The sequence below is a fragment of the Pseudomonas rhizoryzae genome, assembly GCF_005250615.1.
Taxonomy (GTDB): domain Bacteria; phylum Pseudomonadota; class Gammaproteobacteria; order Pseudomonadales; family Pseudomonadaceae; genus Chryseomonas; species Chryseomonas rhizoryzae.
Genome location: NZ_SULM01000015.1, coordinates 26,913 through 51,529 on the forward strand (window position 1 = coordinate 26,913; position 24,617 = coordinate 51,529).

At 64.8% G+C, this 24,617-nt stretch carries 24 protein-coding genes; 4 read left to right on the forward strand and 20 right to left on the reverse strand.

Features of this window, described 5'->3' with window-relative positions:
• Window positions 1–56 precede the first annotated feature (56 nt).
• Entirely contained in the window at window positions 57–380 is a 324-nt protein-coding gene (gene fdxA / locus FAZ11_RS21345) for a ferredoxin FdxA (protein WP_007159459.1), read from the forward strand.
• Window positions 381–785: 405 nt separating this feature from the next.
• On the opposite strand, the gene rpoS is transcribed toward fdxA, so the two are convergent.
• The 8 genes from rpoS to FAZ11_RS21385 all read right to left on the reverse strand — a co-directional run bounded on the left by rpoS (window position 786) and on the right by FAZ11_RS21385 (window position 8,097).
• Window positions 786–1,778, reverse strand: coding sequence for an RNA polymerase sigma factor RpoS (gene rpoS / locus FAZ11_RS21350; protein ID WP_137279584.1), 993 nt, complete (start codon window positions 1,776–1,778; stop codon window positions 786–788).
• A gap of 110 nt (window positions 1,779–1,888) precedes the next feature.
• Complete coding sequence (locus FAZ11_RS21355; RefSeq protein ID WP_081319982.1) at window positions 1,889–2,746, reverse strand: peptidoglycan DD-metalloendopeptidase family protein; 858 nt, start codon at window positions 2,744–2,746, stop codon at window positions 1,889–1,891.
• Between the two features lie 171 nt (window positions 2,747–2,917).
• Window positions 2,918–3,556, reverse strand: coding sequence for a protein-L-isoaspartate(D-aspartate) O-methyltransferase (locus FAZ11_RS21360; protein ID WP_167371488.1), 639 nt, complete (start codon window positions 3,554–3,556; stop codon window positions 2,918–2,920).
• Between the two features lie 38 nt (window positions 3,557–3,594).
• Complete coding sequence (gene surE / locus FAZ11_RS21365; protein WP_058762005.1) at window positions 3,595–4,350, reverse strand: 5'/3'-nucleotidase SurE; 756 nt, start codon at window positions 4,348–4,350, stop codon at window positions 3,595–3,597.
• Window positions 4,338–5,396, reverse strand: a complete 1,059-nt coding sequence (gene truD / locus FAZ11_RS21370) for a tRNA pseudouridine(13) synthase TruD (protein ID WP_137279583.1) — start codon at window positions 5,394–5,396, stop codon at window positions 4,338–4,340. Before truD ends, surE begins: the two co-directional genes overlap by 13 nt.
• Window positions 5,393–5,866: a 2-C-methyl-D-erythritol 2,4-cyclodiphosphate synthase gene (ispF, locus tag FAZ11_RS21375; protein ID WP_058766625.1), complete on the reverse strand. Its 474-nt coding sequence runs from the start codon at window positions 5,864–5,866 to the stop codon at window positions 5,393–5,395. Before ispF ends, truD begins: the two co-directional genes overlap by 4 nt.
• 225 nt (window positions 5,867–6,091) lie before the next feature.
• Window positions 6,092–6,946, reverse strand: a complete 855-nt coding sequence (fghA, locus tag FAZ11_RS21380) for an S-formylglutathione hydrolase (RefSeq protein ID WP_167497026.1) — start codon at window positions 6,944–6,946, stop codon at window positions 6,092–6,094.
• 38 nt (window positions 6,947–6,984) lie between these two features.
• On the reverse strand, window positions 6,985–8,097 hold the full coding sequence (locus tag FAZ11_RS21385) for an S-(hydroxymethyl)glutathione dehydrogenase/class III alcohol dehydrogenase (RefSeq protein WP_058762003.1): 1,113 nt from the start codon (window positions 8,095–8,097) through the stop codon (window positions 6,985–6,987).
• A gap of 104 nt (window positions 8,098–8,201) precedes the next feature.
• Between FAZ11_RS21385 and FAZ11_RS21390 the strand changes: the two genes are divergently transcribed.
• On the forward strand, window positions 8,202–9,104 hold the full coding sequence (locus tag FAZ11_RS21390) for a LysR substrate-binding domain-containing protein (RefSeq protein ID WP_058788512.1): 903 nt from the start codon (window positions 8,202–8,204) through the stop codon (window positions 9,102–9,104).
• A 108-nt stretch (window positions 9,105–9,212) separates the two neighbouring features.
• The gene (locus FAZ11_RS21395; RefSeq protein ID WP_058762001.1) at window positions 9,213–10,379 is read left to right on the forward strand and encodes a baeRF3 domain-containing protein; all 1,167 of its coding nucleotides are present in this window, start codon (window positions 9,213–9,215) and stop codon (window positions 10,377–10,379) included.
• Window positions 10,380–10,413: 34 nt separating this feature from the next.
• On the opposite strand, the gene ispD is transcribed toward FAZ11_RS21395, so the two are convergent.
• Window positions 10,414–11,139 carry a 2-C-methyl-D-erythritol 4-phosphate cytidylyltransferase gene (ispD, locus tag FAZ11_RS21400; RefSeq protein WP_058762000.1) on the reverse strand — a complete coding sequence of 242 codons (726 nt, stop codon included), beginning with the start codon at window positions 11,137–11,139 and terminating at the stop codon, window positions 10,414–10,416.
• A gap of 4 nt (window positions 11,140–11,143) precedes the next feature.
• The gene (locus FAZ11_RS21405) at window positions 11,144–11,422 is read right to left on the reverse strand and encodes a septum formation initiator family protein (protein WP_007159473.1); all 279 of its coding nucleotides are present in this window, start codon (window positions 11,420–11,422) and stop codon (window positions 11,144–11,146) included.
• On the opposite strand from FAZ11_RS21405, the gene FAZ11_RS24715 reads away from it, so the two are divergent.
• A complete protein-coding gene (locus tag FAZ11_RS24715) occupies window positions 11,421–11,561 on the forward strand; it encodes a hypothetical protein (protein WP_158295294.1) in 141 nt (46 codons plus the stop codon). The genes FAZ11_RS21405 and FAZ11_RS24715 overlap by 2 nt on opposite strands.
• A 27-nt stretch (window positions 11,562–11,588) precedes the next feature.
• On the opposite strand, the gene eno is transcribed toward FAZ11_RS24715, so the two are convergent.
• The 10 genes from eno to fabZ form a co-directional block, all read right to left on the reverse strand.
• Window positions 11,589–12,878: a phosphopyruvate hydratase gene (eno, locus tag FAZ11_RS21410; protein ID WP_058772496.1), complete on the reverse strand. Its 1,290-nt coding sequence runs from the start codon at window positions 12,876–12,878 to the stop codon at window positions 11,589–11,591.
• An 80-nt stretch (window positions 12,879–12,958) separates the two neighbouring features.
• The gene (kdsA, locus tag FAZ11_RS21415) at window positions 12,959–13,807 is read right to left on the reverse strand and encodes a 3-deoxy-8-phosphooctulonate synthase (protein ID WP_058761998.1); all 849 of its coding nucleotides are present in this window, start codon (window positions 13,805–13,807) and stop codon (window positions 12,959–12,961) included.
• 2 nt (window positions 13,808–13,809) lie between these two features.
• Window positions 13,810–15,438 (reverse strand): CTP synthase, encoded by a 1,629-nt coding sequence (locus tag FAZ11_RS21420; protein WP_058761997.1) that lies wholly within the window; start codon window positions 15,436–15,438, stop codon window positions 13,810–13,812.
• Window positions 15,439–15,580: 142 nt separating this feature from the next.
• Window positions 15,581–16,897 carry a tRNA lysidine(34) synthetase TilS gene (gene tilS / locus FAZ11_RS21425; RefSeq protein WP_137279581.1) on the reverse strand — a complete coding sequence of 439 codons (1,317 nt, stop codon included), beginning with the start codon at window positions 16,895–16,897 and terminating at the stop codon, window positions 15,581–15,583.
• Window positions 16,898–16,907: 10 nt separating this feature from the next.
• Window positions 16,908–17,858: an acetyl-CoA carboxylase carboxyltransferase subunit alpha gene (locus tag FAZ11_RS21430; protein ID WP_058761995.1), complete on the reverse strand. Its 951-nt coding sequence runs from the start codon at window positions 17,856–17,858 to the stop codon at window positions 16,908–16,910.
• A 140-nt stretch (window positions 17,859–17,998) separates the two neighbouring features.
• Window positions 17,999–21,520 (reverse strand): DNA polymerase III subunit alpha, encoded by a 3,522-nt coding sequence (gene dnaE / locus FAZ11_RS21435; protein WP_058772498.1) that lies wholly within the window; start codon window positions 21,518–21,520, stop codon window positions 17,999–18,001.
• Window positions 21,521–21,609: 89 nt separating this feature from the next.
• On the reverse strand, window positions 21,610–22,245 hold the full coding sequence (rnhB, locus tag FAZ11_RS21440; protein ID WP_058772499.1) for a ribonuclease HII: 636 nt from the start codon (window positions 22,243–22,245) through the stop codon (window positions 21,610–21,612).
• On the reverse strand, window positions 22,245–23,372 hold the full coding sequence (gene lpxB / locus FAZ11_RS21445) for a lipid-A-disaccharide synthase (RefSeq protein ID WP_167497027.1): 1,128 nt from the start codon (window positions 23,370–23,372) through the stop codon (window positions 22,245–22,247). The genes rnhB and lpxB overlap by 1 nt, the downstream gene beginning before the upstream one ends.
• Window positions 23,373–23,388: 16 nt before the next feature.
• Window positions 23,389–24,165: an acyl-ACP--UDP-N-acetylglucosamine O-acyltransferase gene (gene lpxA / locus FAZ11_RS21450; protein ID WP_137279579.1), complete on the reverse strand. Its 777-nt coding sequence runs from the start codon at window positions 24,163–24,165 to the stop codon at window positions 23,389–23,391.
• Complete coding sequence (fabZ, locus tag FAZ11_RS21455) at window positions 24,162–24,602, reverse strand: 3-hydroxyacyl-ACP dehydratase FabZ (RefSeq protein ID WP_058761990.1); 441 nt, start codon at window positions 24,600–24,602, stop codon at window positions 24,162–24,164. Before fabZ ends, lpxA begins: the two co-directional genes overlap by 4 nt.
• Window positions 24,603–24,617 lie beyond the last annotated feature (15 nt).

Here is a 24,617-nt window from a genome sequence, read left to right on the forward strand (position 1 = left end):
GAGGCTTCTGGCAATGCTGCTAGAATCCGCCGCCTTAGCCTGAGGAGAATGAGCAGATGACCTTCGTCGTCACTGACAACTGCATCAAATGCAAATATACCGACTGCGTGGAAGTCTGCCCGGTGGACTGCTTCTACGAAGGCCCCAACTTCCTGGTGATCCACCCGGACGAGTGCATCGACTGCGCCCTGTGCGAGCCCGAGTGCCCGGCCCAAGCGATCTTCTCGGAAGACGAGGTACCGGCCGGCCAGGAAGCCTTCATCGAACTCAACAGTGAGCTGGCCAACATCTGGCCGAACATCACCGAGAAGAAGGATGCCCTGCCCGACGCCGCCGAGTGGGATGGCAAGCCCAATAAGCTCCCCCAGCTCGAACGCTAGACGTTGCCTGAAAAGTCCAGGCGATAAAAAAGGGGGCGGATCGCTCCGCCCCCTTCGTCCCTGTCCCTGAAATCCTGCCACCGTCCTGGTGAACCTCGTCCTGAGGTGTTCCCGATCCGCGTCCTGCCGATCCGTGTCGTCCTTAACACAGAGCCGATACTACTCTTGTAGCGAACGCCGGCAATCTGCCATCCGGCTCGGCACCTGCCCGCCCAGCGTCAGACCCGAACCAAAAAATCCCTTACGTAACAGTCACTTGAGATTGGCAATGCGGACCAAGCGAGGCTTTCCGGCAATCCTCGGCGCCTCCCGCTTACGCGTCCTGTAAGCCGAGACCTACAGTGCGACACAGAAAAAAGCCCGGACTAATCCGGGCTTCGTTGGGTTGGTGTTCAGCTAGTGGCGTCAGAACAGCGCGTCGCTGGACAGGCCGTTACGCTCGAAGATCTCTCGTAACCGCTTCAGCGCCTCGACCTGAATCTGCCTGACCCGCTCGCGGGTCAGGCCTATTTCCTGCCCCACTTCCTCCAAGGTGCAGGCCTCGTGTCCGCGTAGCCCGAAGCGACGAACCACCACTTCCCGCTGCTTTTCCGGCAGCTCTAGCAGCCACTGGTCGATGCTCTGGTTGAGATCGGAATCCTGCAGCAGCTCGCAAGGATCGGTGGGTCGGTCATCGGTGAGAGTATCGAGCAGGGTCTTCTCGGAATCGGGGCCGAGCACCATGTCGACCGAGCTGATGCGCTCGTTCAAGCCCATTACCCGCTTCACGTCCGCTACCGGCTTTTCTAGCAGCGCCGCGATCTCTTCCGGCGAAGGCTCATGATCGAGCTTCTGAGTCAGTTCCCGCGCCGCGCGCAAGTGCAGGTTGAGCTCCTTCACCACGTGGATGGGCAGGCGGATGGTACGGGTCTGATTCATGATCGCCCGTTCGATGGTCTGCCGGATCCACCAGGTGGCGTAGGTCGAGAAACGGAAACCGCGTTCCGGATCGAACTTCTCCACCGCACGGATCAAGCCGAGGTTGCCCTCCTCAATCAGATCGAGCAGCGACAGGCCCCGGTTGATGTAGCGCCGCGCGATCTTCACCACCAGACGCAGATTGCTTTCGATCATGCGCTTGCGACCGGCGGGATCGCCGCGTTGCGCCAGCCGTGCGAAGTGCACCTCTTCGGCTGGCGAGAGCAGTGGCGAGAAGCCGATTTCGTTGAGATAGAGTTGCGTAGCGTCGAGTGCCTTGCCGTAGTCGGCCAGCTTCGCCCCACGAAGAACCTGATTGCCGCGCCCGGACAGCGCCTTGCCCATGGCGGTATCGGCAGATTCCTCACCGAAGCGGTTGGAATCGAGAAGCAGAACGTCGTCTCCGAGGTCGTACTCGGTTTCTTGTTTAATCTGGATCATCTTGAGTAACCCTTGCTCGTCTGTGCTTCGAGCCAGGGCGTACCGATACGTTGCCGATGCGCCATGACTCGCCCCCAAAGGATTGCGGGATCGAGTCGGCGCCTAGCGAATCAGCGATTGGGCAGGAACTGCAAGGGATCCACCGGTTTGCCCTGACGGCGGATCTCGAAATGGAGCTTGACCCTGTCGGTACCGGTCGAACCCATCTCGGCAATCGTCTGCCCTATCTTGACACGCTCACCTTCCCGAACCAGCAACCTACGGTTGTGACCGTAGGCACTGACGTAGGTTTCGCTGTGTTTGATGATAACCAGTTCTCCATAACCCCTCAGACCGTTGCCCGCGTACACCACGGTGCCGTCGGCGGCGGCCATGACGGGCTGTCCTTCCTGCCCGGCGATGTCTATTCCCTTGTTCAGCGTACTGCTGGCGGAGAAGCGACTGATCAAAGTACCTTTCGTCGGCCAAGCCCAACCGGCAGCCGATTGGGGCACGTCGCGAGTGGGTGTCTGGGCAGGTGTCACCGGGGTCGGCGGGGGTGCCTCGGGCAGATTCGCGGTCACTACCGGCGTGGCGGCGCTGGGATTCGAGGTGACCGGCGGTGAAGTCGGCACCGGCGTCGCGACCGGATGCCCCGCCGCCGGGCCGGTAGCGACCGCAGCGGGCGATCCCGTGGCCGGGCGCCGGATGATACGGCTGGAGCCGCTGGCGGTCGCCGTGGAACCGCTGCCAAAGCGGATCACCTGGCCGACGTGGATGACATAGGGCGCACTGAGGCCATTTTGCGCCGCCAGGGCACGCCACTCCCACCCATTGCGGGAAGCGATGGAAAACAGGGTGTCGCCGCGTTTGACGCGATATTGACCGGACGTGACCTGGGGAACACCACCGCGGCTATCGCTACGTTCGACCACCGGCGCCCGCGAACCCGAGGTCGAGCACCCCGTCAGCAACAGGGCCACGAGCAACCCCGCCAGCCAAACCGCTCGCCCTCGTCCTGGAAATCCTTGCGCTCGGGCCTTCACCCGTTCCTCCCGCAGAGTCTGATCATCTAGCGTCCGGTCATCCTGCCGGGCTCAAGCGGTCGCAGCCGCCAGGCTGCCTTGGAGCCCGACGCGCAGGTAACGTTCCCGGGTCTCTCACTGAGCCAGGGGCCCGTTGAGCAGCGGCACGAAACGCACGGCGTTGAGTTCATGGCGAACGAAGCCGTCGTCCTGGCGCACGATCAGCAAGAGCTTCTGCTCTTCGTCGACGCCCACCGGAATCACCAGGCGGCCACCCGGCGCCAACTGGTCGAGCAGCGCCTGGGGCACCTCGCGGGCGGCAGCGGTGACGATGATGCCATTATAGGGTGCCAGGGCCGGCCAGCCTTCCCAGCCATCGCCCCAGCGGAACACCACGTTGCGCAGATTGAGTTCGAGCAGGCGCTCCTTGGCGCGATCCTGCAGCGATTGGATGCGCTCGACGGAAAACACCCGCTCCACGGTCTGCGCCAGGATGGCGGTCTGGTAACCGGAGCCGGTGCCGATCTCCATGACCTTGTCCAGCGGCCCACCCGCGAGCAGCAGCTCGGTCATGCGCGCCACCATGAAGGGCTGGGAGATGGTCTGGTTGTGGCCGATGGGCAGCGCCGTGTCTTCGTAGGCGCGATGGGCCAGGGCCTCGTCGACGAACAGGTGACGCGGCGTGCGACGGATCACCTCCAGCACCTGGGCGTTGGACAGCCCTTCCTCGTAGAGTCGCTGGATGAGCCGCTCGCGGGTGCGCTGGGACGTCATGCCGATGCCGTGTCTTTGCATATGCTCTTGCCCCTGATTCATGCCAGCAGCTCCGTCAGCGCCGACAGGCCGGCGAAGCCCTCGCGGAAGGTACGGTCGAACTGCAGCGGCGTGACCGATACATAGCCCTCTAGTACAGCATGGAAATCCGTACCTGGGCCGCCGTCCACCGCATCGCCCGACACGGAGATCCAGTAGCCGACCTTGCCCCGCGGATTGACCTCGCGCACCGGCGGCTTGGCCTGGGCCCGATGGCCGAGTCGCGTGAGCTGCACACCCTTGATCTGCTCCAGCGGTAGATCGGGGATATTGACGTTGAGCACCGTACGCGGCGGCAGGTCGAGACGCTCGTGCAGGGCGACGATGCGGGCGGCGATCTCCGCCGCGACGGCCATACGCTCGGCACTGCGCGATACCAGCGAGAAAGCGATGGCCGGACGGTTGAGGAAGCGCCCCTCCATGGCCGCGGCCACGGTACCGGAATAGAGGACGTCATCGCCCAGGTTGGCGCCCAGGTTGATGCCGGCCACCACCATGTCCGGGGTCTCCTCGAGCAACCCGTTGAGGCCGAGGTGAACGCAATCGGTGGGCGTGCCGTTGACGCCCAAGTAGCCGTTGGGCAAACGCTGGGGATGCAGCGGCCGATCCAGCGTCAGGGCGCTGCTCACACCGCTCATGTCATAGAGCGGCGCAACCACCTGGCACTCGTAGTCCGCACGGGCGGCGAGCGCGGCATGCAGCGCGGCGATACCGGGGGCGAGTACCCCATCGTCGTTGGCGATCAGAAGTCGCATGGATGTTCCGTCTGCCCCGCCTCGCCGAGCGTTACCAGCTCGCGAACCACTGCGGTGGCGAAACAGCCGGCCGGCAGGACGAATTCGATTTGCAGAATGTCAGGAGCGGGATAATGCCACGTCAGGCCGCCGATGGGGAGGCGCAGGATGCGCCGTTCATGCGACAGGCCGGCACCGGCCAGCCAGGCGGGCAGCTCTCCGGCGGCCTCTGCCACGCCTTGCTCGAGACTGGCAGCCGGGCCTGCTACCGGCGAATCCCCTTTGCCCCAGAGGGGGCCGGTGGGGTGCAGGTCGAGGGCCGCGAGGCGTGGATCGGCCAGATCCGCGGCGGTTGCCGGGAACTGGCTGCGGCTATCGGTGAAGGCCAGCAGGTCACCTTCACGAACCTGATTCCAGGAGCCTTCGGCGACGCGCCGGGCCAAAACCTGATTGAACAGCCAGCTGCGCGCGGCGGACAAGGTGCGCGAACGGCGGTTGCGCTGCTCGGGCAGGCGCTGGTCGCGCGCGCAGTCCCGGGCATCGGCCAGATTGCTGCCCTGGTAGCCGAAACGCTGCGGCCCGAAATAATTGGGCACGCCCTGGGCGGCGATGGCCTGCAGCCGAGCCTCCAAGGCCGCCGGATCGGCCTTGAGGCCAGTCAGGCGCAGGCGGAAACCGTTGGCGGCATGGGCGCCCCGCTGCAATTTGCGACGATGCCGGCCCTGCTGCAGGATCACCAGCGTCTCGTCACAGGCGGCGGCCAAATCCGGATCGGCCTTGCCGGGCAGGTGCAGGCTGAACCATTGACGGGTCAGCGCCTGGCGATCCTTGAGTCCGGCGTAGCTGATCGCCCGCTGTGGTACGCCAGCGACGCGGGCCAGACGACGCACGGCTTCTTCGGTATTGAGGCCACGCTTCTCGACCCACAGCCAGAGATGCTCGCCATCGCCACTGAGCGGGATGTCCAGCACCTCGTCCACCTGGAAGTCTTCGGCACTGGCCTTGAGGATCGCCTGGCCACAGGGCTCGCCATGGGCACGCGGCCCGAGCAGCTGGTCTTCGGTCATAGCGGCAACAGCAGCGCCACGGCGTGCACGGCGATCCCTTCCTCGCGCCCGACGAAGCCTAGGCGCTCGGTGGTGGTGGCCTTGACGTTGACCTGGCCCAGCTCGACCTGCAGGTCTTCGGCGATGGCCTGGCGCATGGCCTCGATGTGCGGCGCCATCTTCGGCGCCTGGGCGGCGATGGTGCCGTCGACGTTGCCCACCTTCCAGCCCTGCTCCCGCACCAGGCCGACCACGTGGCGCAACAGCACCCGGCTGTCGGCACCCTTGAAGCGCGGATCGGTATCGGGGAAATGCTTGCCGATGTCGCCCAGCGCCGCGGCGCCCAACAGGGCGTCGGCCAGGGCGTGCAGCAGCACGTCGCCGTCGGAGTGGGCGACCAAGCCATGGTGATGGGGGATACGAATGCCACCAAGGGTAATGAAGTCGCCCTCGCCAAAGGCGTGAACGTCGAAACCGTGACCTATGCGCATGAAAAAAGACGCCCTGGAAAATGACAGGGCGTCGATTCTACCGGCTGGCAACAGCTCCCGTCGCCCTTAGGCTCTGTACCAAAAGTGCCTGCGCTCGGTGATGCTTCGTTGAAAAAGGCTTCGGAATGCTCATTTACCGGTCGTAAACTCGTTCGCGAGCCCGGTCCGCTTCCTCAGCGCTTTTCGCCTCGCCTGACCTTCGCTCGGCGACTTTTCGTACAGAGCCTATGGGGCGGTGAGAGCCGCCGCATGGTGCCGCAGATGGTCGTCGATGAAGCTGGCGACGAAGAAATAGCTGTGGTCGTAGCCGGGCTGCAGACGCAGTTCCAGCGGATGGCCGACGGCTTCCGCGACGCGTTGCAGGGCCTGGGGCTTGAGCTGCTCGGCGAGGAAGCTGTCCTGCTCTCCCTGGTCGACCAGCAGCGGCAGCCGCTCCTCGGCCTTCTCCAGCAGCGCACAGGCGTCCCACTCGGCCCAGGTGCTGCGGTCTTCGCCCAGGTAGTTCGAGAAGGCCTTGTGCCCCCAGGGACAATCCAGCGGATTGACGATGGGCGAGAAGGCCGACACCGAGCGATAGCGGCCCGGATGGCGCAGGGCGCAGATCAGGGCGCCATGGCCGCCCATGGAGTGACCGCTGACGCCGCGACGATCCGAGACCGGGAAATTGGCCTCGATCAGCGCCGGCAGTTCTTCCACCACGTAATCGTGCATGCGGTAGTGCTTGGCCCAGGGCTGCTGGGTGGCATTGACGTAGAACCCTGCCCCCAGGCCGAAATCCCAGGCCTTCTCGGGATCGTCCGGCACGTTCTCGCCACGCGGACTGGTATCCGGCGCTACCAGCACCAGACCCAACTCGGCGGCCAGGCGCTGGGCACCGGCCTTCTGCATGAAGTTCTCGTCGGTGCAGGTCAGCCCCGACAGCCAGTAGAGCACCGGCAGGTCGTTGCGCGCCTCCGCCTGGGGCGGCAGGTAGACGGCGAAGGTCATGTCGCAGTCGAGGCTGCGAGCACGATGGCGATAGCGTTTGTGCCAACCGCCGAAACTCTTGTTGCTGGAGAGCAGTTCGAGACTCATGGTCATCTCCCGCGCAGAGGGCGCACTGGGCGCCCTCCTAGCAATCAGTAGTGGACGACGGTGCGGATGCTCTTGCCTTCGTGCATCAGCTCGAAGGCTTCGTTGATCTGCTCCAGGCCCATGGTGTGGGTGATGAAGGTGTCCAGCGGAATCTCGCCGCTCTGCGCCTTGCGCACGTAGCCCGGCAGTTCGCTGCGGCCCTTGACGCCACCGAAGGCGCTGCCGCGCCAGACGCGACCGGTCACCAGTTGGAACGGCCGGGTGCTGATCTCCTGGCCGGCACCGGCCACGCCGATGATCACCGACTCGCCCCAACCCTTGTGGCAGCATTCCAGCGCCGCGCGCATCAGGTTGACGTTGCCGACGCACTCGAAGCTGTAGTCGACGCCGCCGTCGGTCAGCTCGACGATGACTTCCTGGATCGGCTTCTGGTGCTCCTTGGGATTGATGAAGTCGGTGGCGCCCAGTTCACGGGCGATGTCGAACTTGGACGGGTTGATGTCAATGGCGATGATGCGGCTGGCCTTGGCCATCTTGGCGCCGATGATGGCCGCCAGGCCGATACCACCGAGGCCGAAGACGGCGACGGTGGCGCCCTCTTCCACCTTGGCGGTGTTGAGCACGGCGCCGATGCCGGTGGTCACGCCGCAACCCAGCAGGCAGACCTTCTCCAGCGGCGCCTCCTGGGGGATTTTGGCTACCGATACCTCCGGCAGCACCGTGTATTCGGAGAAGGTGGAGCAGCCCATGTAGTGGTAGATCGGCTCGCCGTTGTAGGAGAAGCGGGTGGTGCCGTCGGGCATCAGGCCCTTGCCCTGGGTGGCACGAACCGAGCTGCACAGGTTGGTCTTGCCGGATTTACAGAATTTGCACTGGCCGCACTCGGCGGTGTACAGCGGGATGACGTGATCGCCCACCGCGACCGAGGTCACGCCCTCGCCCACCGCCTCGACGATGCCACCGCCCTCGTGACCGAGGATGCAGGGGAAGACCCCTTCGGAATCCTGGCCGGACAGGGTGTAGGCATCGGTATGGCAGACGCCGGTGGCGACGATGCGGATGAGCACTTCGCCGGCCTTGGGCGGCTCGACGTCCACTTCGACGATCTTCAGGGGCTCGTTGGGCGCGAAGGCTACGGCGGCGCGGGACTTGATCATGGTCGACTCCGACAGGACGAAAAAACGAAGGAACCAGTGTAGACGCCTGAAATCCTGGAACAATCGGGCATACTGGAATTCATTTTTGCTACAGGGAAACAATCATGGGTTGGGAGGGCATCGACGAATTCGTCGCGGTGGCGAGTACCCTGCACTTCGGCCAGGCCGCCGACCGCCTGGGCACCTCGACCTCCCACGTCAGCCGCCAAGTGGCGCGCCTGGAAGAGCGCCTGCAGGCGCGGTTGCTCTATCGCAGCACCCGTAGCGTGGCCCTCACCGAGGCCGGCCATACCTTTCTGCAACACTGCCGGCGCTTGCAGGAAGCCCGCGACGAAGCCCTGCGCGAGGTGAGCGATCTCTCCAGCCAGCCCAAGGGATTGATCCGCATGACCTGCGCCGTGACCTACGGCGAGCGTTTCGTGGTGCCCCTGGTCAACGACTTCCTCGCTCGCCATCCCGAAGTCAGCCTGGAGCTGGACCTGACCAACCGCACCGTCGACCTCTTGCACGAAGGCTACGACCTGGCCATCCGTCTGGGCCGCCTGGCCGACTCGCGCCTGGTGGCGACACGGCTGGCGCCGCGGGAGCTCTATCTGTGCGCCGCGCCGAGTTATCTGGAACGCTACGGCGCGCCCCATACCCTGTCCGAATTGAGTCGCCATCGTTGCCTGGTCGGTACCAGCGACATCTGGAGTTTCCGCGAAGAGGAGCGCGAAGTGCTGCACCGGGTGCAGGGTTCCTGGCGCTGCAACAGCGGCCAGGCGGTGCTGGACGCCGCCTTGCGTGGCTTCGGCCTGTGCCAGTTGCCGGACTACTACGTGCTGCCGCATCTGGCCCGCGGCGAGTTGCGCGCCCTGCTGGAAAATCGCCAGCCACCCAACACGGCGGTCTGGGCGCTCTATCCGCAGCGCCGCTTTCTCTCACCCAAGATCCGCCTGCTGGTGGAGCACCTTAAACAGGGGTTGAGCACACCGCGTCCCCGGGATCGCCACACATCCGGAAGCTGAGCGCAGCGGAGGAACCGCGCCTTTCCACGGGCCTTCGAAACAGGTGTCGGTCGTCGCGGCACCGCCCCTCCCGGTGGCGCCGCGACGTCTCTTGCCGCTGGAGGTCCCATGAACGACACCCTCGATCATCACGCACTCGCCACCTGGATGAAGGCGGCGGTTCCACCCTGCCTGTCGCTCTACCTACCCACCGAGCGTGCCTTCCCGCAACGCGAGCAGAACGTCATTCGCTTCAAGAATCTGCTGCGCACCGTCGAAGCCGATGTGCGCCAGCGCTTCCCCGAAGCCGATACCACCGCCCTGCTCGCCCCCCTGACCGCTCTGATCGACGACGCCGACTTCTGGAATCATCCACGCGGCGGCCTGATCATCCTGCGCGATCGCGATCATCTGCACCTGCTCAAGGTAGCTGGCGGCGTACCGGAAACGGCGATGGTCAACCATCACTTCCACCTGCAGCCACTGCTGCAACTGGCCCAGACCACCGGCCGCTACCAGGTGCTCTGTCTGTCCCGCGACCATGCCCGCCTGTTCGAAGGCAGCCGCGACAACCTGGTGGAGGTCGAATTGGCCGAAGGCGTGCCCCGGACCCTGGAAGAGGCCCTGGGCACCGACCTGACCGAAGGTAACCAGCGTGGCCTGCCCCAGGGTTTCGGCCGTGCCAGCGAGCGCGGCGACGCCATGCAGCACAACGCCGGCGGCATCAGCAAGCATGACGAGCAGAACGTCGATCGCGAACGCTATTTCCTGGCCCTGGATCGGGCCCTCACCCGCGAGCACTCGCAGCCGAGCAAGCTGCCCTTGCTGCTCGCCGCCCTGCCGGAGCATCAGGCGGTCTTTCGCCGGATCAGCAACAATCCCCTGCTATTGGCCGAGGGCCTCGCGGGCGATCCGGGGCCGCTCGACAATGACACCCTGAGAGAGAAGGCCTGGGCGGTGATGGAGCCGCATCTCGATCGGCATCTGGGTGAATTGCTGGATACCTATGCCCAACGCCAGGGGCAGGGCCTGGCCTCGGATCGGCTGGAGGAGATCGGCGGCGCCGTACTGGATGCCCGGGTCGCCACCTTGCTGGTGGAAGCCGACCGGCGCATTCCCGGCCATCTGGATTTCGATCGCCGCTTGCTGGTGCCTTCCGACCCGGCCGGCGCGAACACCGAGGACCTGCTGGACGAACTCAGCCTGCAAACCCTGCAACAGGGTGGCCAGGTACTGGTGCTGCCGCGCGAGCGGATGCCGGGCAAGACCGGCGCCGCGGCCATATATCGCTTCTAGGCTCCGCCCGATCTCGGCGACTTTTCAGACAAGCCTAGGAGGCTGGCGTGTCCGCCAGAGCATCGAGCTGCCAGCTGCGACGCAGCCAGTCCAGGTCTTCCGGCCGGGTGATCTTGAGATTGTCCGGCCGGCCTTCCACCAGGCGCGGCGCCAGGCCCGCCCATTCCATGGCCGAGGCCTCATCGGTCACAGCGACGCCGGCCGCCAAGGCATCGGCCAGGGCTCGACTCAGCGGTCCCAGACGGAACATCTGTGGCGTATAGGCCTGCCAAACCAGGCTGCGATCCAGGGTAGCCGCGACCCGGCCATCGGCACCGGCGCGCTTGAGGGTATCCCGCACCGGCACCGCCAGCAGCCCGCCCACGTCATCAGCGGCCAGGCTGGCGAGCAGGTGATCGATATCACTGCGCTGCAGATTGGGCCGCGCCGCGTCGTGCACCAGCACCCAGGCATCGTCCGCCACGCCCTGGGCACTCAGCAGCAACAGCGCCGACAGCACCGAACTGGCGCGCTCGGCGCCGCCTTCGGCGCAGCGGATGCGCGCGTCCTGGGCGAGAGGCAACTGCGGCCACCAGGGATCGTCGTTGGCCAGCGCCACCACGATACCCAGGGTGCCTGGATGTTCGAGGAAAGCCGCCAGGGTGTGCTCGATGACGCTACGGCCGGCCAATTCGAGATACTGCTTGGGCCGATCCGCGCGCATGCGCGAACCGACGCCGGCGGCCGGCAGGACGGCCCAGAACGAGGGTGCAGGAGTCATCTATTTATTTGGATTGCAGGAAGAGGGTTTCGCCCTGTTTGACCATGCCGAGCTCGTGGCGGGCACGCTCCTCGACGGTCTCCATGCCTTTCTTGAGCTCGACGACCTCGGCTTCGAGGATCTCGTTGCGCTCCAGCAGGCGCTTGTTCTCGCCGTTCTGGTCGGCGATCTGCTGCTTGAGTTCGCGCACCTGGGCGAAGCTGCCATCACCGACCCACAGGCGATACTGGAGACCGCCGAGCAGCAGGAGCAGGAAGGGAAACAGCCAGTAGGGACTTCGCATGGACGGTACGGATTCGCGGACGGCGGATGCCGCAAGGGGCGGCGGCAAAAACGAAAACAGGATAGAAGCCCAGCTCTACGCTTGTAAACTGGGCATCTATCCTGTGGTTCGTCAGACGATTCAGGAGGCGACGAACTGAATCCCCGCCTCCGCGCTCGCGCAGCCCTTAGCTACGGAACTCGGCACGGCCGCGGTACGGCGCCTTGGCACCCAGTTGCTCTTCGATACGCACCAGCTGGTTGTACTTGGAGACGCGGTCGGAACGGCACAGCGAACCGGTCTTGATCTGACCAGCGGCGGTACCCACGGCCAGGTCGGCGATGGTGGAGTCTTCGGTCTCGCCGCTGCGATGGGAGATCACCGCGGTGTAGCCGGCGGCCTTGGCCATCTGGATGGCTTCCAGGGTCTCGGTCAGGGAGCCGATCTGGTTGAACTTGATCAGGATCGAGTTACCGATACCCTTCTCGATGCCTTCCTTGAGGATCTTGGTGTTGGTGACGAACAGGTCGTCGCCCACCAGCTGCACCTTGCTGCCGATCTTGTCGGTCAGCGCCTTCCAGCCGGCCCAGTCGGACTCGTCCATGCCGTCTTCGATGGAGATGATCGGGAACTGCTCGGTCAGACCAGCCAGGTAGTCGGCGAACCCATTGGCGTCGAAGGTCTTGCCTTCGCCGGACAGGTCGTACTTGCCGTCCTTGTAGAACTCGCTGGAGGCGCAGTCCAGTGCCAGGGTGACATCGGTGCCCAGCTCGTAGCCGGCCTTCTGCACGGCTTCGGCGATGGCGGCCAGGGCATCGGCATTGGAGGCCAGATTCGGGGCGAAACCGCCTTCGTCACCCACGGAGGTGCTCAGGCCACGGGCCTTCAGCACGGCCTTGAGGTGATGGAAGATCTCGGCACCCACGCGCAGGGCGTCGGCAAAGCTCTTGGCGCCGACCGGCTGGACCATGAATTCCTGGATGTCGACGTTGTTATCGGCATGCTCGCCGCCGTTGATGATGTTCATCATCGGTACCGGCATGGAGTACTGACCGGGGGTGCCGTTCAGGTTGGCGATATGGGCGTAGAGCGGCAGGTCCTGGTCTTCGGCAGCGGCCTTGGCGGCGGCCAGGGACACGGCCAGGATGGCGTTGGCGCCCAGCTTGGCCTTGTTGTCGGTGCCATCCAGCTCGATCATGGCGTGATCCAGGGCCTTCTGGTCGGCAGGATCCTTGCCCAGCAGCAGGTCACGGATCGGACCGTTGATGTTGCCCACAGCCTTCAGCACGCCCTTGCCCAGGTAGCGGCTCTTGTCGCCGTCGCGCAGCTCCAGGGCCTCGCGCGAACCGGTGGACGCGCCGGACGGCGCAGTGGCGCGACCGACGATGCCATTGTCCAGGATAACGTCCGCTTCAACGGTGGGGTTGCCGCGGGAATCCAGGACTTCACGTCCCTTGATGTCGACGATCTTAGCCATTTTTGTATCGATCTCCATGTTACCGGTCATTGACGGATCAGCCTTCGGCTGTGCCTAGGCTTTTTGGTTCAAGCCGCCATTTAGGCAGTTTCGATCGGCGTGAACGACTTCACCAGTTCGTCCAGCGCCTTGAGCTGGGCCAGGAAGGGCTCCAGCTTGTCCAGGCGCAGGGCGCAGGGGCCGTCGCACTTGGCATGTTCGGGATCGGGATGGGCTTCGAGGAACAGACCGGCCAGGCCCTGGCTCATGCCGGCCTTGGCCAGGTCGGTGACCTGGGCGCGGCGGCCACCGGCGGAATCGGCGCGCCCGCCCGGCATCTGCAGGGCATGGGTCACATCGAAGAACACCGGGTAGCCGAAGCTCTTCATGATGCCGAAGCCGAGCATGTCGACCACCAGGTTGTTGTAGCCGAAGGAGGAGCCGCGCTCGCAGAGGATCAGCTGATCGTTACCGGCTTCTTCGCACTTGGCGAGGATGTGCTTCATCTCCTGGGGCGCGAGGAACTGGGCCTTCTTGATGTTGATCACGGCGTCGGTCTTGGCCATGGCCACTACCAGGTCAGTCTGCCGCGAGAGGAAGGCCGGCAGCTGGATGATGTCGCACACCGCCGCCACCGGGGCGGCCTGGTAGGGCTCGTGGACGTCGGTGATCACCGGCACGCCGAAGGTGGCCTTGAGCTCTTCGAAGATGCGCAGGCCGGCTTCCATGCCCGGGCCGCGGTAGCTGGTCACCGAGGAACGATTGGCCTTGTCGAAGCTGGCCTTGAAGACGTAGGGGATGCCCAGCTTCTCGGTCACCTTGACGTATTGCTCGCACACCTGCATGGCCAGGTCGCGGGATTCCAGCACGTTCATGCCGCCAAACAGCACGAAGGGCTTGTCGTTGGCGATCTCGATGTTGCCGACGCGGACGATCTTCTGAGCGGTCATGATCAATCCTTCTTGGCGTAGCGCAGGGCGGCGTTGACGAAGCCGCTGAACAACGGATGGCCGTCACGTGGGGTGGAGGTGAACTCCGGGTGGAACTGGCAGGCGACGAACCAGGGATGATCCGGGGCCTCCACCACTTCCACCAGGGCGCCGTCGCCCGAGCGACCGGAGATCTTCAGGCCAGCGGCCTCGATCTGCGGCAGGAGGTTGTTGTTGACCTCGTAGCGGTGACGATGGCGCTCGACGATGACGTCCTGGCCATAGCAGTCGTGCACCAGGGTATCGCCGATCAGCTGGCACTCCTGGGCGCCCAGGCGCATGGTACCGCCCAGGTCGGAGGCCTCGGTGCGGATCTCGGTGGCACCGGTGGAATCCTGCCATTCGGTGATCAGGCCGACCACCGGGTGGCCGCTGGCCTTGTCGAATTCGGTGGAGTTGGCGTCTTTCCAGCCCAACACGTTACGGGCGAATTCGATCACCGCCACCTGCATGCCCAGGCAGATGCCCAGGTAGGGAATCTTGTTCTCGCGAGCGTACTGCACGGTGGCGATCTTGCCTTCCACGCCGCGCAGGCCGAAGCCGCCGGGGACCAGGATGGCGTCGACGCCCTTGAGCAGATGGGTACCCTGCTGCTCGATGTGTTCGGAATCGATATAGCGCAGGTTGACCTTGGTGCGGCTCTGGATGCCGGCGTGGGTCATGGCCTCGATCAGCGACTTGTAGGCGTCGAGCAGTTCCATGTACTTGCCGACCATGGCGATGGTGACTTCGCGCTCGGGGTTGAGCTTGGCATCCACCACGCGATCCCACTCGGACAGGTCGGCCGGCTTGCACTCGAGGCCGAAGCGCTCGACGACGAATTCGTCCAGGCCCTGGGCGTGCAGCACGGAGGGAATGCGGTAGATGGTGTCGACGTCTTCCAGGGAGATGACCGCCCGCTCTTCGACGTTGGTGAAGAGCGCGATCTTGCGGCGGGAGGAGCTGTCGACGGTGTGGTCGGAACGGCAGATCAGCACATCGGGCTGCAGGCCGATGGAGCGCAGTTCCTTGACCGAGTGCTGGGTCGGCTTGGTCTTGGTCTCGCCGGCGGTGGCGATGTAGGGCACCAGGGTCAGGTGCATCAGCATGGCACGGCGCGCGCCGATCTCCACCCGCAGCTGGCGGATGGCTTCGAGGAAGGGCTGCGACTCGATGTCGCCGACGGTGCCGCCGATCTCCACCAGGGCCACGTCGGCATCGCCGGCGCCCTTGATGATGCGCCGCTTGATCTCGTCGGTGATGTGCGGGATCACCTGCACGGTGGCGCCCAGGTAGTCACCGCGCCGCTCCTTGCGCAGGACGTCCATGTAGATGCGCCCGGTGGTGAAGTTGTTGTTCTGGGTCACGGTGGTGCGGATGAACCGCTCGTAGTGACCCAGGTCCAGGTCGGTCTCGGCGCCGTCGTGGGTGACGAACACTTCGCCGTGCTGGAAGGGGCTCATGGTGCCGGGATCCACGTTGATGTACGGGTCCAGCTTGAGCATGGTGACCTTCAGCCCTCTCGCTTCCAGAATGGCGCCCAAGGAGGCCGAAGCGATGCCTTTCCCCAAAGAAGAAACAACACCGCCCGTGACGAAAATAAAGCGCGTCATGAAAATTCCTAGAATCTGCGTTGAGGCGGAGAGCCGCCGATGAAAGCGAGAGCGGTCGGCCTGCTGCCGGACCAATGCACACCGTCCACTCGGAGCGAGCGGAAAATGCGGTACAAGACGGGAGCGTAGTCTAGCCTAAAGGTCATCCCAGCTCAAACCCGCCCATGCCGTCGGCGGGCAGCCATTCGAGCCGCCCTCCACCTGGCAGCCCATCCAGGCCGGGCAGATTGGCCACCGCCAGCAGTTCGTCGCCACGCCAGAGCAGCGGCAAACGGCCGCGCAGGAACGGCGGCACCCCGCGCTCGTTGAGCAGGCGCTTCAGATCGCGGGTGCCGCGACCGGGTACGACGAAACGCTCGCCACCCTGCCGATAGGCGACACTCCAGCCAGGTGCGGCGCCCTCCCCGGCAAAGACCAGTCGACCATTGCCGGGAAGCTCCAGGGTATGGGCTTGCGCGGTGACGACCAGGGGCAGCGGCTCCACCGACCACGTCGCGGGCACCCACCAGATCCGTCCAGCGCCACGACGTACGCTGCCACCTTCCAGGCGCCACAGCGGATCGCTCGCCTCACCGCTATCGCGCAGAGCCTGCCAACCGGCCCAATGGGCGCTGTCAGGCTGGCGGGTCAAGGACGCTAGCCAGGCGCGCAGGGCATTGCGCTGTCGCGTCTCGCTCAAGGCCTGCAAAGGCGCCAGGGCCAGACTGGGCAGCGGGAGCCAGGCGAAGGGCTGCTCGCCCGCCTGGGCGTGCTGCAGATCGAGGACAGCCAACTCCCTGAGCAATTCGTCGGCTTCGGCCAGATGGCCGGCGCTGCGCGCCATGACCTGATCGACGCCCGGCCAACGACTTCTTAGCCGTGGCAACACCTCATGCCTGAGGTAGTTGCGATCCAACTGGGTATCGGCATTGCTGGGATCTTCGATCCACGCCAGCCCGGCGGTCTCGGCATAGGCCAACAGGGTGCTGCGCGGCTCGTCCAGCAAGGGTCGCCAAAGACGACCGGCCGCGAAGGACCGCGCACCCGGCATGCCGGCCAGCCCCTTCACCCCGGCGCCGCGCACCAGGCGATGCAGCAGCGTTTCCAGTTGATCGTCACGATGCTGGCCGAGCACCAGGCAGCCATCCGCTGGAAGGGCCTGGGCGAAGGCGGCATAGCGCGCCTCGCGGGCGGCACGTTCGAGACTTGCCAGGTTATCGGTGCGGACGTGCAGGGTATCGAGGGATACCTGTAGCGCTTGGCAGACTTGGGCGCAGTGGCTGACCCAGGCATCGGCTGCTGGCTGCAGCCCGTGGTGTACATGGACCGCCTGCAGGTCGGCAAGCAGGCCGCGCTCACGCAACTGCGCGAAGAGATGCAGCAGGACGGTGGAGTCGAGTCCGCCGGAGAAACCTACCCGCCAGTGACGGGTAGGCGGCTGCCGCTCCAGGCGGGCGTGCAGCCGGTCCAGCAGCCCCATGACGGCGGGGTCAGGAGATGCCGTAGCTCATCAGGCGCTCGTAGCGACGCTCCAGCAACGCCGGCACGTCATAGCCCTTGAGGTCGTCGAGTTGTTGCAACAGCGCGCTGCGCAGGCTGGCGGCCATCGCCTGGGGATCGCGATGAGCGCCACCCAGCGGCTCGTCGATCACCTGGTCGACGATGTTCAGGCTCTTCAGGCGCTCGGCGGTGATACCCATGGCCTCGGCGGCATCGGGCGCCTTCTCGGCGGTCTTCCACAGGATGGAGGCGCAACCTTCCGGCGAGATCACCGAGTAGGTTGAATGCTGCAGCATGTTGAGCTGGTCACAGACGCCGATGGCCAGGGCGCCACCGGAACCACCCTCGCCGATCACGGTGGCGATGATGGGGGTCTTCAGGCGCGCCATGACGCGCAGGTTCCAGGCGATGGCTTCGCTCTGGCCGCGCTCTTCGGCATCGATACCCGGGTAGGCGCCGGGGGTGTCGATGAAGGTAAGGATCGGCATCTTGAAGCGCTCGGCCATCTCCATCAGGCGGCATGCCTTGCGATAGCCTTCCGGACGCGGCATGCCGAAGTTACGGCGCACCTTCTCACGGACTTCACGGCCTTTCTGGTGGCCGATGACCATCACCGGGCGGCCGTCCAGGCGGGCGATGCCGCCGACGATGGCCGGATCATCGGCGAAGTGGCGGTCACCGTGCAGCTCTTCGAAATCGGTGAAGAGGTAGCCGATGTAGTCGAGGGTGTAAGGCCGCAGCGGATGCCGCGCCAGGCGGGCGACCTGCCAACTGGAGAGGTCGCTGAAGATGCTCTTGGTGAGCGCCTGGCTCTTCTCCTGCAACCGGGCGATCTCGTCACTGATATTCAGCGCATTGTCGTTACCGACCAGTCGAAGTTCTTCGATCTTGGCCTGGAGATCGGCGATAGGCTGTTCGAAATCGAGATAGTTCGGGTTCATGGGCATCCGTTAGTGCAATCTAGAGCCAAGGGCCGGGGCGCCTACCTTAAGGGATCGGACGGGACAGGTCGAGACTCCTGCCGCGTCACCGGCACCCGCCGCTGGCGAGGGTTGGGACGGAGCGCGCGAGGCGCTCGGACTTAACGATAGTTGAGAAAGACGTTCTCCCTGCCGAACTGGTCACGCAGGGTTTGAATCAGGCCGTCGGCCGGGTCGATCCGGTAGTTCTCACCGAATTGCAGCAACGCCCGCGCGGTGGGGCCCTGGTAGTCGATGGTCACCGGGCAGGCGCCGCGGTGACGACCGCAGAGTTCACCCAGCCAGCGCAGGCGGTCACCCGCCAATGCCTCGCTGCGCACGGCGATCCTCAGGCTTTCCGCCAGGGCGGTACGGGCCTCTTCCAGGCCCAGCACCCGCTTGGCGCGCAGGCGCAGGCCGCCGGAGAAGTCATCCTGGCTGACTTCGCCCTCGACGATCACCAGGGCATCGGTCTGCAGCAGCGCCTGGGCGGCGTTGAAAGCCTCGGCGAACAGCGACGCCTCGATGCGTCCGGAGCGGTCGTCCAGGGTGACGAAACCCATTTTGTCGCCACGCTTGTTCTTCATCACCCGCAGGTTGACGATCAGCCCGGCTACGGTCTGGGTCTCGCGCGACGGTTTGAGGTCGACGATGCGCTGGCGCGCCAGACGGCGCACCTCACCTTCGTATTCCTCGATGGGGTGCCCGGTCAGGTACAGTCCCAGGGTCTCCTTCTCGCCGCGCAGGCGCTCTTTGAGATTGAGCTCCCGAGCCCGACGGTGGTTGACGTAGACATCGGCCTCGGGTTCGGCGAAGACCCCGCCGAAGAGGTCGACGTGGCCGCTGTCGTGGCTGCGGGCGGTCTGCTCCGCGGAGGCGATGGCCTCTTCCATGGCCGAGAGCAGCACGGCGCGATTCTGGTCGATGGTGGCCTGATAGGCCTTGATCTCGTCGTGGTAGTGCGGCCCGAGACGGTCGAGGGCGCCGGAGCGGATCAGGGCTTCCAGAGTGCGCTTGTTGATGCGCTTGAGGTCGACCCGGGCGCAGAAATCGAAGAGATCCTTGAACGGCCCCTCGGCCCGCGCCTCGACGATGGCCTCCACCGGTCCCTCGCCGACGCCCTTGATGGCGCCCAGGCCGTAGACGATGCGTCCGCCGTCGTTGACGGTGAACTTGAACTCGGAAATGTTCACGTCCGGCGTATCGATGCGCAGCTTCATGTGGCGGCATTCCTCGATGAGGATCACCACCTTGTCGGTGTTGTGCATGTCCGCCGACAGCACCGCCGCCATGAAGGGCGCCGGATGATGCGTCTTCAGCCAGGCGGTCTGGTAGGAGACCAGACCATAGGCGGCAGAGTGCGATTTGTTGAAGCCATAACCGGCGAATTTCTCCACCAGGTCGAAGATGTTGCCCGCCAGATCGGCATCGATGCCGTTGTTGGCGCAGCCTTCGATGAAACCGCCACGCTGCTTGGCCATCTCCTCGGGCTTTTTCTTACCCATGGCGCGGCGCAGCATGTCGGCCTGGCCCAGGGTGTAGCCACCCATGACCTGGGCGATCTGCATCACCTGTTCCTGATAGAGGATGATGCCGTAGGTCGGCGCCAGCACCGGCTGCAGGCCATCGTACTGGTAGTCCGGGTGCGGGTAGGCCAGCTCGGCGCGGCCGTGCTTGCGGTTGATGAAGTCGTCCACCATGCCCGACTGCAACGGACCGGGACGGAACAGCGCCACCAGGGCGATGAGGTCTTCCAGGCAGTCCGGCTTGAGCTTCTTGATCAGCTCCTTCATGCCGCGGGATTCCAACTGGAAGACGGCGGTGGTCTCGGCCTTCTGTAACAGGGCGTAGGTCGGCTTGTCGTCCAGCGGGATGAAGTCGATGTTGAGCGGCGGGCGCCCTTCCGCCTCTTCCGTGCGGTTGATGGTCTCCAACGCCCACTTGATGATGGTCAGGGTCCGCAGACCGAGGAAGTCGAACTTGACCAGACCGGCCTGCTCGACATCGTCCTTGTCGAACTGGGTCACCAGGCCGTTGCCGTCCTCGTCGCAGGCGATGGGCGAGAAGTCGGTCAGCTTGGTCGGCGCGATCACCACGCCCCCGGCATGTTTGCCGGTGCCCCGGGTGATGCCTTCGAGCTTCAGGGCCATGTCCCAGATTTCCTTGGCGTCCTCGTCAGTCGCCAGGAAGTCGCGCAGCGGCTCTTCCTGCTCGTAGGCCTTCTGCAGGGTCATGCCCACTTCGAAAGGGATCATCTTCGACAGGCGATCGGCCAGGCCATAGGACTTGCCCTGTACCCGCGCCACGTCGCGCACCACCGCCTTGGCCGCCATGGTGCCGAAGGTGATGATCTGACTCACCGCCTCGCGACCGTACATGTCGGCCACGTATTCGATCACCCGGTCGCGGCCGTCCATGCAGAAGTCGACGTCGAAGTCGGGCATGGAGATCCGTTCGGGGTTGAGGAAGCGCTCGAACAGCAGGTCGTAGGCCAGCGGATCGAGGTCGGTGATTTTCAGGACATAGGCCACCAGGGAACCGGCACCCGAGCCCCGGCCGGGGCCCACCGGCACGCCGTTGTTCTTCGCCCACTTGATGAAGTCCATCACGATGAGGAAGTAACCGGGGAAGCCCATCTGGATGATGATGTCGAGCTCGAAATTGAGTCGGTCGACGTACTCCTGGCGCTTCTCTTCGTAGTTTGGCGTGGTCTCGCGCGGCCAGAGCACGGCCAGCCGCTCCTCCAGACCTTCGAAGGACACATGGCGCAGGTAGTCGTTGATGGTCATCCCGTTGGGAATCGGGAAGTTGGGCAGGAAGTATTTGCCCAGCTGGATCTCGATATTGCAGCGCTTGGCGATCTCGACGGTATTTTCCAGCGCCTCGGGCAGGTCGCTGAACAACTCGGCCATTTCGGCCGCCGACTTCAGGTACTGCTGATCACTGTACTTGCGCTCGCGGCGCGGATCGTCCAGCGGGCGACCTTCACCGATGCAGACGCGGGTCTCATGGGCCTCGAAGTCTTCGGCCTTGAGAAAGCGCACGTCGTTGGTCGCCACCAGGGCACCACCACAGCGGTCGGCCAGGGCCACGGCGGCATGCAGGTGTTCTTCGTCACCGGCCCGCTCGGTGCGCTGGACTTCCAGATAGAAGCGATCCTGGAACACCTGCTGCCATTCCTCGAACAGCTGATCGGCCAACGCCAGATCGCCCTCGAGCAGCGCCAGGCCGATCTCCCCTTCCTTGGAGCCGGACAAGGCGATCAGGCCCTCGCTCGCCTCCTTCACCCAGTCGCGCTGGATGATGATCTGGCCTTCCTGCTGACCTTCCTGGAAACCGCGGGACAAGAGCTCGGTAAGGTTGCGATAGCCCTTGGCATTCATCACCAGCAGGGTCATGCGGCTCAAGGGGGCATCGCCGTCCCGGCCGGCGAGCCAGATGTCCGCCCCGGCGATGGGCTTGATCCCGGCACCCATGGCGGCCTTGTAGAACTTGACCAGCGAGCAGAGGTTGCCCTGGTCGGTCACCGCCACCGCCGGCATTCCGGCTGCCTCGGCGGCCTTGACCAGCCCCTTCACCCGCACGATCCCGTCGACCAGGGAGTACTCCGTATGTAGGCGCAGGTGGACGAAGGATGCGGACATGGCAGAGACCTCTTGATGCATGAGGCGCGAGATTGTACCGGATAGTCGAAGCGGGGTCAGAGCGTCGCGACGGCTGTCAGCGAAGACGGTCAGTAGGTGGCGACGATCTGGGTCGAGGCCTGGGTCTCGAGGGCGAGCCAGGCGTCGCGCACCGGCGCGAAGGAGCGACGGTGGATGGGCGTTGGTCCCAGGCGCTTGAGCGCCTCGAGGTGCTCGGCGGTGGGATAACCCTTGTGCCCAGCCAGGCCATAGCCGGGATAGAGCGCATCCAGCGCTTGCATTTCACGGTCGCGAGTCACCTTGGCCAGGATCGACGCGGCAGCAATTGCCGGAACCTGGCTATCCCCCTTCACCACCGGCGAACTGGGTACGGCCAGCTTCGGACAGCGGTTGCCGTCGATCAGCGCCAGCCGTGGCTGCACCGCGAGCCCTTCGACGGCCCGCTGCATGGCCAGCATGGTGGCATGCAGGATGTTCAGCCGATCGATTTCGGCGACCTCGGCCCGGGCGACGCACCAGGCCAGGGCCTTCTCCTGGATCTCGTCGAACAGGGCCTCGCGCCGCAGCAGCGACAGCTTCTTCGAATCGTTCAGCCCTAGGATGGGCTTGCCCGGATCGAGGATGACCGCCGCCGTGACCACGGCGCCGCACAGCGGACCGCGACCGACCTCGTCCACCCCGGCGACCAGCGCCTCGACCAGATTGAAGTCCAATCCCAACTGCATCAGCTGCGCTCCTGCAGCAGATCCAGCACCGCACGCGCCGCCTGCACCGAGGCATCACGCCTCAGGCTGTGATGGATAGCCGCGAAGCTATCGGTCTGCTGCTCGGGTTGTTCCAGAAGTGGTAGTAGCTCGGCCACCAGTCGCTCTGGCGTCGCCTCGTGCTGGATGAGCTCGGGCACCAGCTTGCGCCCGGCCAAGAGATTAGGCAGCGAGATATAGGGACTCTTCACCAGTTGCTTGAGGATCAGATAGGTCAGCGGCGCCACCCGATAGGCCACTACCATGGGGCGCTTGAACAACAGCGCCTCTAGCGTCGCGGTGCCCGAAGCGATCAGCACGCCATCGCAGGCGGCCAGCACCTCATGGGAACGGCCATCGGTCAGCAGCAGCGGCAAGGGCGGCCGGCCTTCCAACAGCTGCTCCACCTGCGCGCGGCGCGCGGCGTTGGCGCAGGGCAACACGAAGCGCACGCCTGGGCGTACGGCCAGCAATCGAGCGGCAGCATCGAGGAACAGCGCCCCCAGGCGCCCTACTTCACCGCCGCGACTGCCGGGCAACAGGGCGATGACCTGCCCGTCTTCCGGCAAGCCCAGAGCCTGTCTGGCCACCTGGCGGTCGCTGTCCAAGGGAATGGTATCGGCCAGTGGATGACCGACGAAGCGTACCGGTACTTGCTGCTCTTCGTAGAAACGGGCCTCGAAGGGAAACAGGGTCAGCATCAGGTCGCAGCCATCGCGAATCTTCAGCACCCGCTTCTGCCGCCAGGCCCAGACCGAAGGACTGACGTAGTGCACGGCCGGGATGCCTGCGCGATGCAGCTGAGCCTCGATCTCCAAGACGAAATCGGGGGCATCGATGCCGATGAAGACGTCCGGCCGCGCCTCGAGCAACTGGGCGATCAGCGCCTTGCGTCGGCCGAGCAATTCGCGCAGGCGGCCAAGCACCTCGACCAGTCCCATGACGGCCAGGCGTTCCATCGGGAATTCGGATACCAGCCCTTCGGCTTCCATCCGCGGACCACCGACACCCATGAAGGAGATATGGGGATGCTGCGCACGCAGCGCCTGCATCAGACCCGCGCCGAGCAGATCCCCCGAGGCCTCTCCCGCCACCAGCGCCACACGCAAGGGGCGCTGGGCGAACTCAGCGGGTGATGCCACGCGTGGCACTCAGGATGGAGTCACGGAATACCGCCACTTCGGGAAACTGCTGAGCCACCGGCTCCAGCTCCTTCATGGCGTCATCGACGGTCAGCCCTTGGCGGTAGACCACCTTGTAGGCACGGCGCAGTTCCTTGATCGCCTCGGCCGAGAAGCCGCGACGGCGCATACCTTCGAAATTCATGCTGCGGGCTTCGGCGGGGTTGCCGAATACCGTGACATAGGCTGGCACATCCTTGCCGATCGCCGTGCCCATGCCGGAAAAACTATGGGCACCGATGCGGCAGAACTGATGCACCAGGGTATAGCCGGACAGGATCGCCCAGTCGTCGACATGCACGTGCCCGGCGAGCGCCGTGTTGTTGACCAGGATGCAATGATTGCCGATCACACTGTCATGACCGATGTGCACATAGGCCATCAGCAGATTGTGATCCCCGATAGTGGTCTCTTCACGATCCTGCACGGTGCCGCGATGGATGGTGACCCCTTCGCGGATGACGTTGTGATCACCGATACGCAGGCGAGTCGGCTCGCCCTTGTACTTGAGATCAGGGGTGTCTTCGCCAATCGAAGAAAACTGGAAGATCCGGTTGTGACGCCCGATAACGGTCGGACCCTTGAGGATGACGTGCGGACCTACCACTGTCCCCTCGCCTATCTCGACATCCGGCCCGATGATCGACCAGGGGCCGACCTGGACATCGGCGGCGAGCCGTGCCTGGGAGTCGACGATAGCCCTGGGGTCGATCAACGTCATAGTTTGCGTTCCGCGCAGATGATTTCAGCCGAGCAAACAGGCTTGTCGTCAACGCTGGCCTGGCATTCGAATTTCCAGATGCCGCGCTTGGTACTGAGGAAACGAGCCTCGAGAACCAGGCGGTCGCCGGGCGTCACTGGCTGACGAAACCGCAGCTTATCCGATCCGACGAAGTAGTACAGGGTGCCATCCGCGGGCGAGGAATTCATCATCTTGAATCCCAGCACACCGGCGGCCTGGGCCATCGCTTCGACGATGAGCACACCCGGCATGATGGGGTGCTGCGGGAAATGGCCGGTGAAGAACGGCTCGTTGATGCTGACGTTCTTGTAGGCGCGAATACGCTTGGCTTCGATATCCAGCTCCGTCACGCGATCCACTAACAGAAAGGGATAGCGATGCGGGAGATATTCACGGATCTCGTTGATGTCCATCATGGTCGGGGAAGGCCT

Bases quoted from the DNA above. Each gene is read 5' to 3' on its own strand.
- ispF (WP_058766625.1), bottom strand. From the start codon at position 5,866: ATGCGCATAGGTCACGGTTTCGACGTTCACGCCTTTGGCGAGGGCGAC.
- FAZ11_RS21395 (WP_058762001.1), top strand. From the start codon at position 9,213: ATGAACGACACCCTCGATCATCACGCACTCGCCACCTGGATGAAGGCG.
- ispD (WP_058762000.1), bottom strand. From the start codon at position 11,139: ATGACTCCTGCACCCTCGTTCTGGGCCGTCCTGCCGGCCGCCGGCGTC.
- rpoS (WP_137279584.1), bottom strand. From the start codon at position 1,778: ATGATCCAGATTAAACAAGAAACCGAGTACGACCTCGGAGACGACGTT.
- FAZ11_RS21390 (WP_058788512.1), top strand. From the start codon at position 8,202: ATGGGTTGGGAGGGCATCGACGAATTCGTCGCGGTGGCGAGTACCCTG.
- surE (WP_058762005.1), bottom strand. From the start codon at position 4,350: ATGCGACTTCTGATCGCCAACGACGATGGGGTACTCGCCCCCGGTATC.
- fdxA (WP_007159459.1), top strand. From the start codon at position 57: ATGACCTTCGTCGTCACTGACAACTGCATCAAATGCAAATATACCGAC.
- FAZ11_RS21385 (WP_058762003.1), bottom strand. From the start codon at position 8,097: ATGATCAAGTCCCGCGCCGCCGTAGCCTTCGCGCCCAACGAGCCCCTG.
- FAZ11_RS21360 (WP_167371488.1), bottom strand. From the start codon at position 3,556: ATGACGTCCCAGCGCACCCGCGAGCGGCTCATCCAGCGACTCTACGAG.
- kdsA (WP_058761998.1), bottom strand. From the start codon at position 13,807: ATGACCGCTCAGAAGATCGTCCGCGTCGGCAACATCGAGATCGCCAAC.
- truD (WP_137279583.1), bottom strand. From the start codon at position 5,396: ATGACCGAAGACCAGCTGCTCGGGCCGCGTGCCCATGGCGAGCCCTGT.
- fghA (WP_167497026.1), bottom strand. From the start codon at position 6,946: ATGACCATGAGTCTCGAACTGCTCTCCAGCAACAAGAGTTTCGGCGGT.
- FAZ11_RS21420 (WP_058761997.1), bottom strand. From the start codon at position 15,438: ATGACGCGCTTTATTTTCGTCACGGGCGGTGTTGTTTCTTCTTTGGGG.
- eno (WP_058772496.1), bottom strand. From the start codon at position 12,878: ATGGCTAAGATCGTCGACATCAAGGGACGTGAAGTCCTGGATTCCCGC.
- lpxA (WP_137279579.1), bottom strand. From the start codon at position 24,165: ATGACGTTGATCGACCCCAGGGCTATCGTCGACTCCCAGGCACGGCTC.
- FAZ11_RS24715 (WP_158295294.1), top strand. From the start codon at position 11,421: ATGGACGGTACGGATTCGCGGACGGCGGATGCCGCAAGGGGCGGCGGC.
- FAZ11_RS21430 (WP_058761995.1), bottom strand. From the start codon at position 17,858: ATGAACCCGAACTATCTCGATTTCGAACAGCCTATCGCCGATCTCCAG.
- dnaE (WP_058772498.1), bottom strand. From the start codon at position 21,520: ATGTCCGCATCCTTCGTCCACCTGCGCCTACATACGGAGTACTCCCTG.
- tilS (WP_137279581.1), bottom strand. From the start codon at position 16,897: ATGGGGCTGCTGGACCGGCTGCACGCCCGCCTGGAGCGGCAGCCGCCT.
- FAZ11_RS21405 (WP_007159473.1), bottom strand. From the start codon at position 11,422: ATGCGAAGTCCCTACTGGCTGTTTCCCTTCCTGCTCCTGCTGCTCGGC.
- fabZ (WP_058761990.1), bottom strand. From the start codon at position 24,602: ATGATGGACATCAACGAGATCCGTGAATATCTCCCGCATCGCTATCCC.
- rnhB (WP_058772499.1), bottom strand. From the start codon at position 22,245: ATGCAGTTGGGATTGGACTTCAATCTGGTCGAGGCGCTGGTCGCCGGG.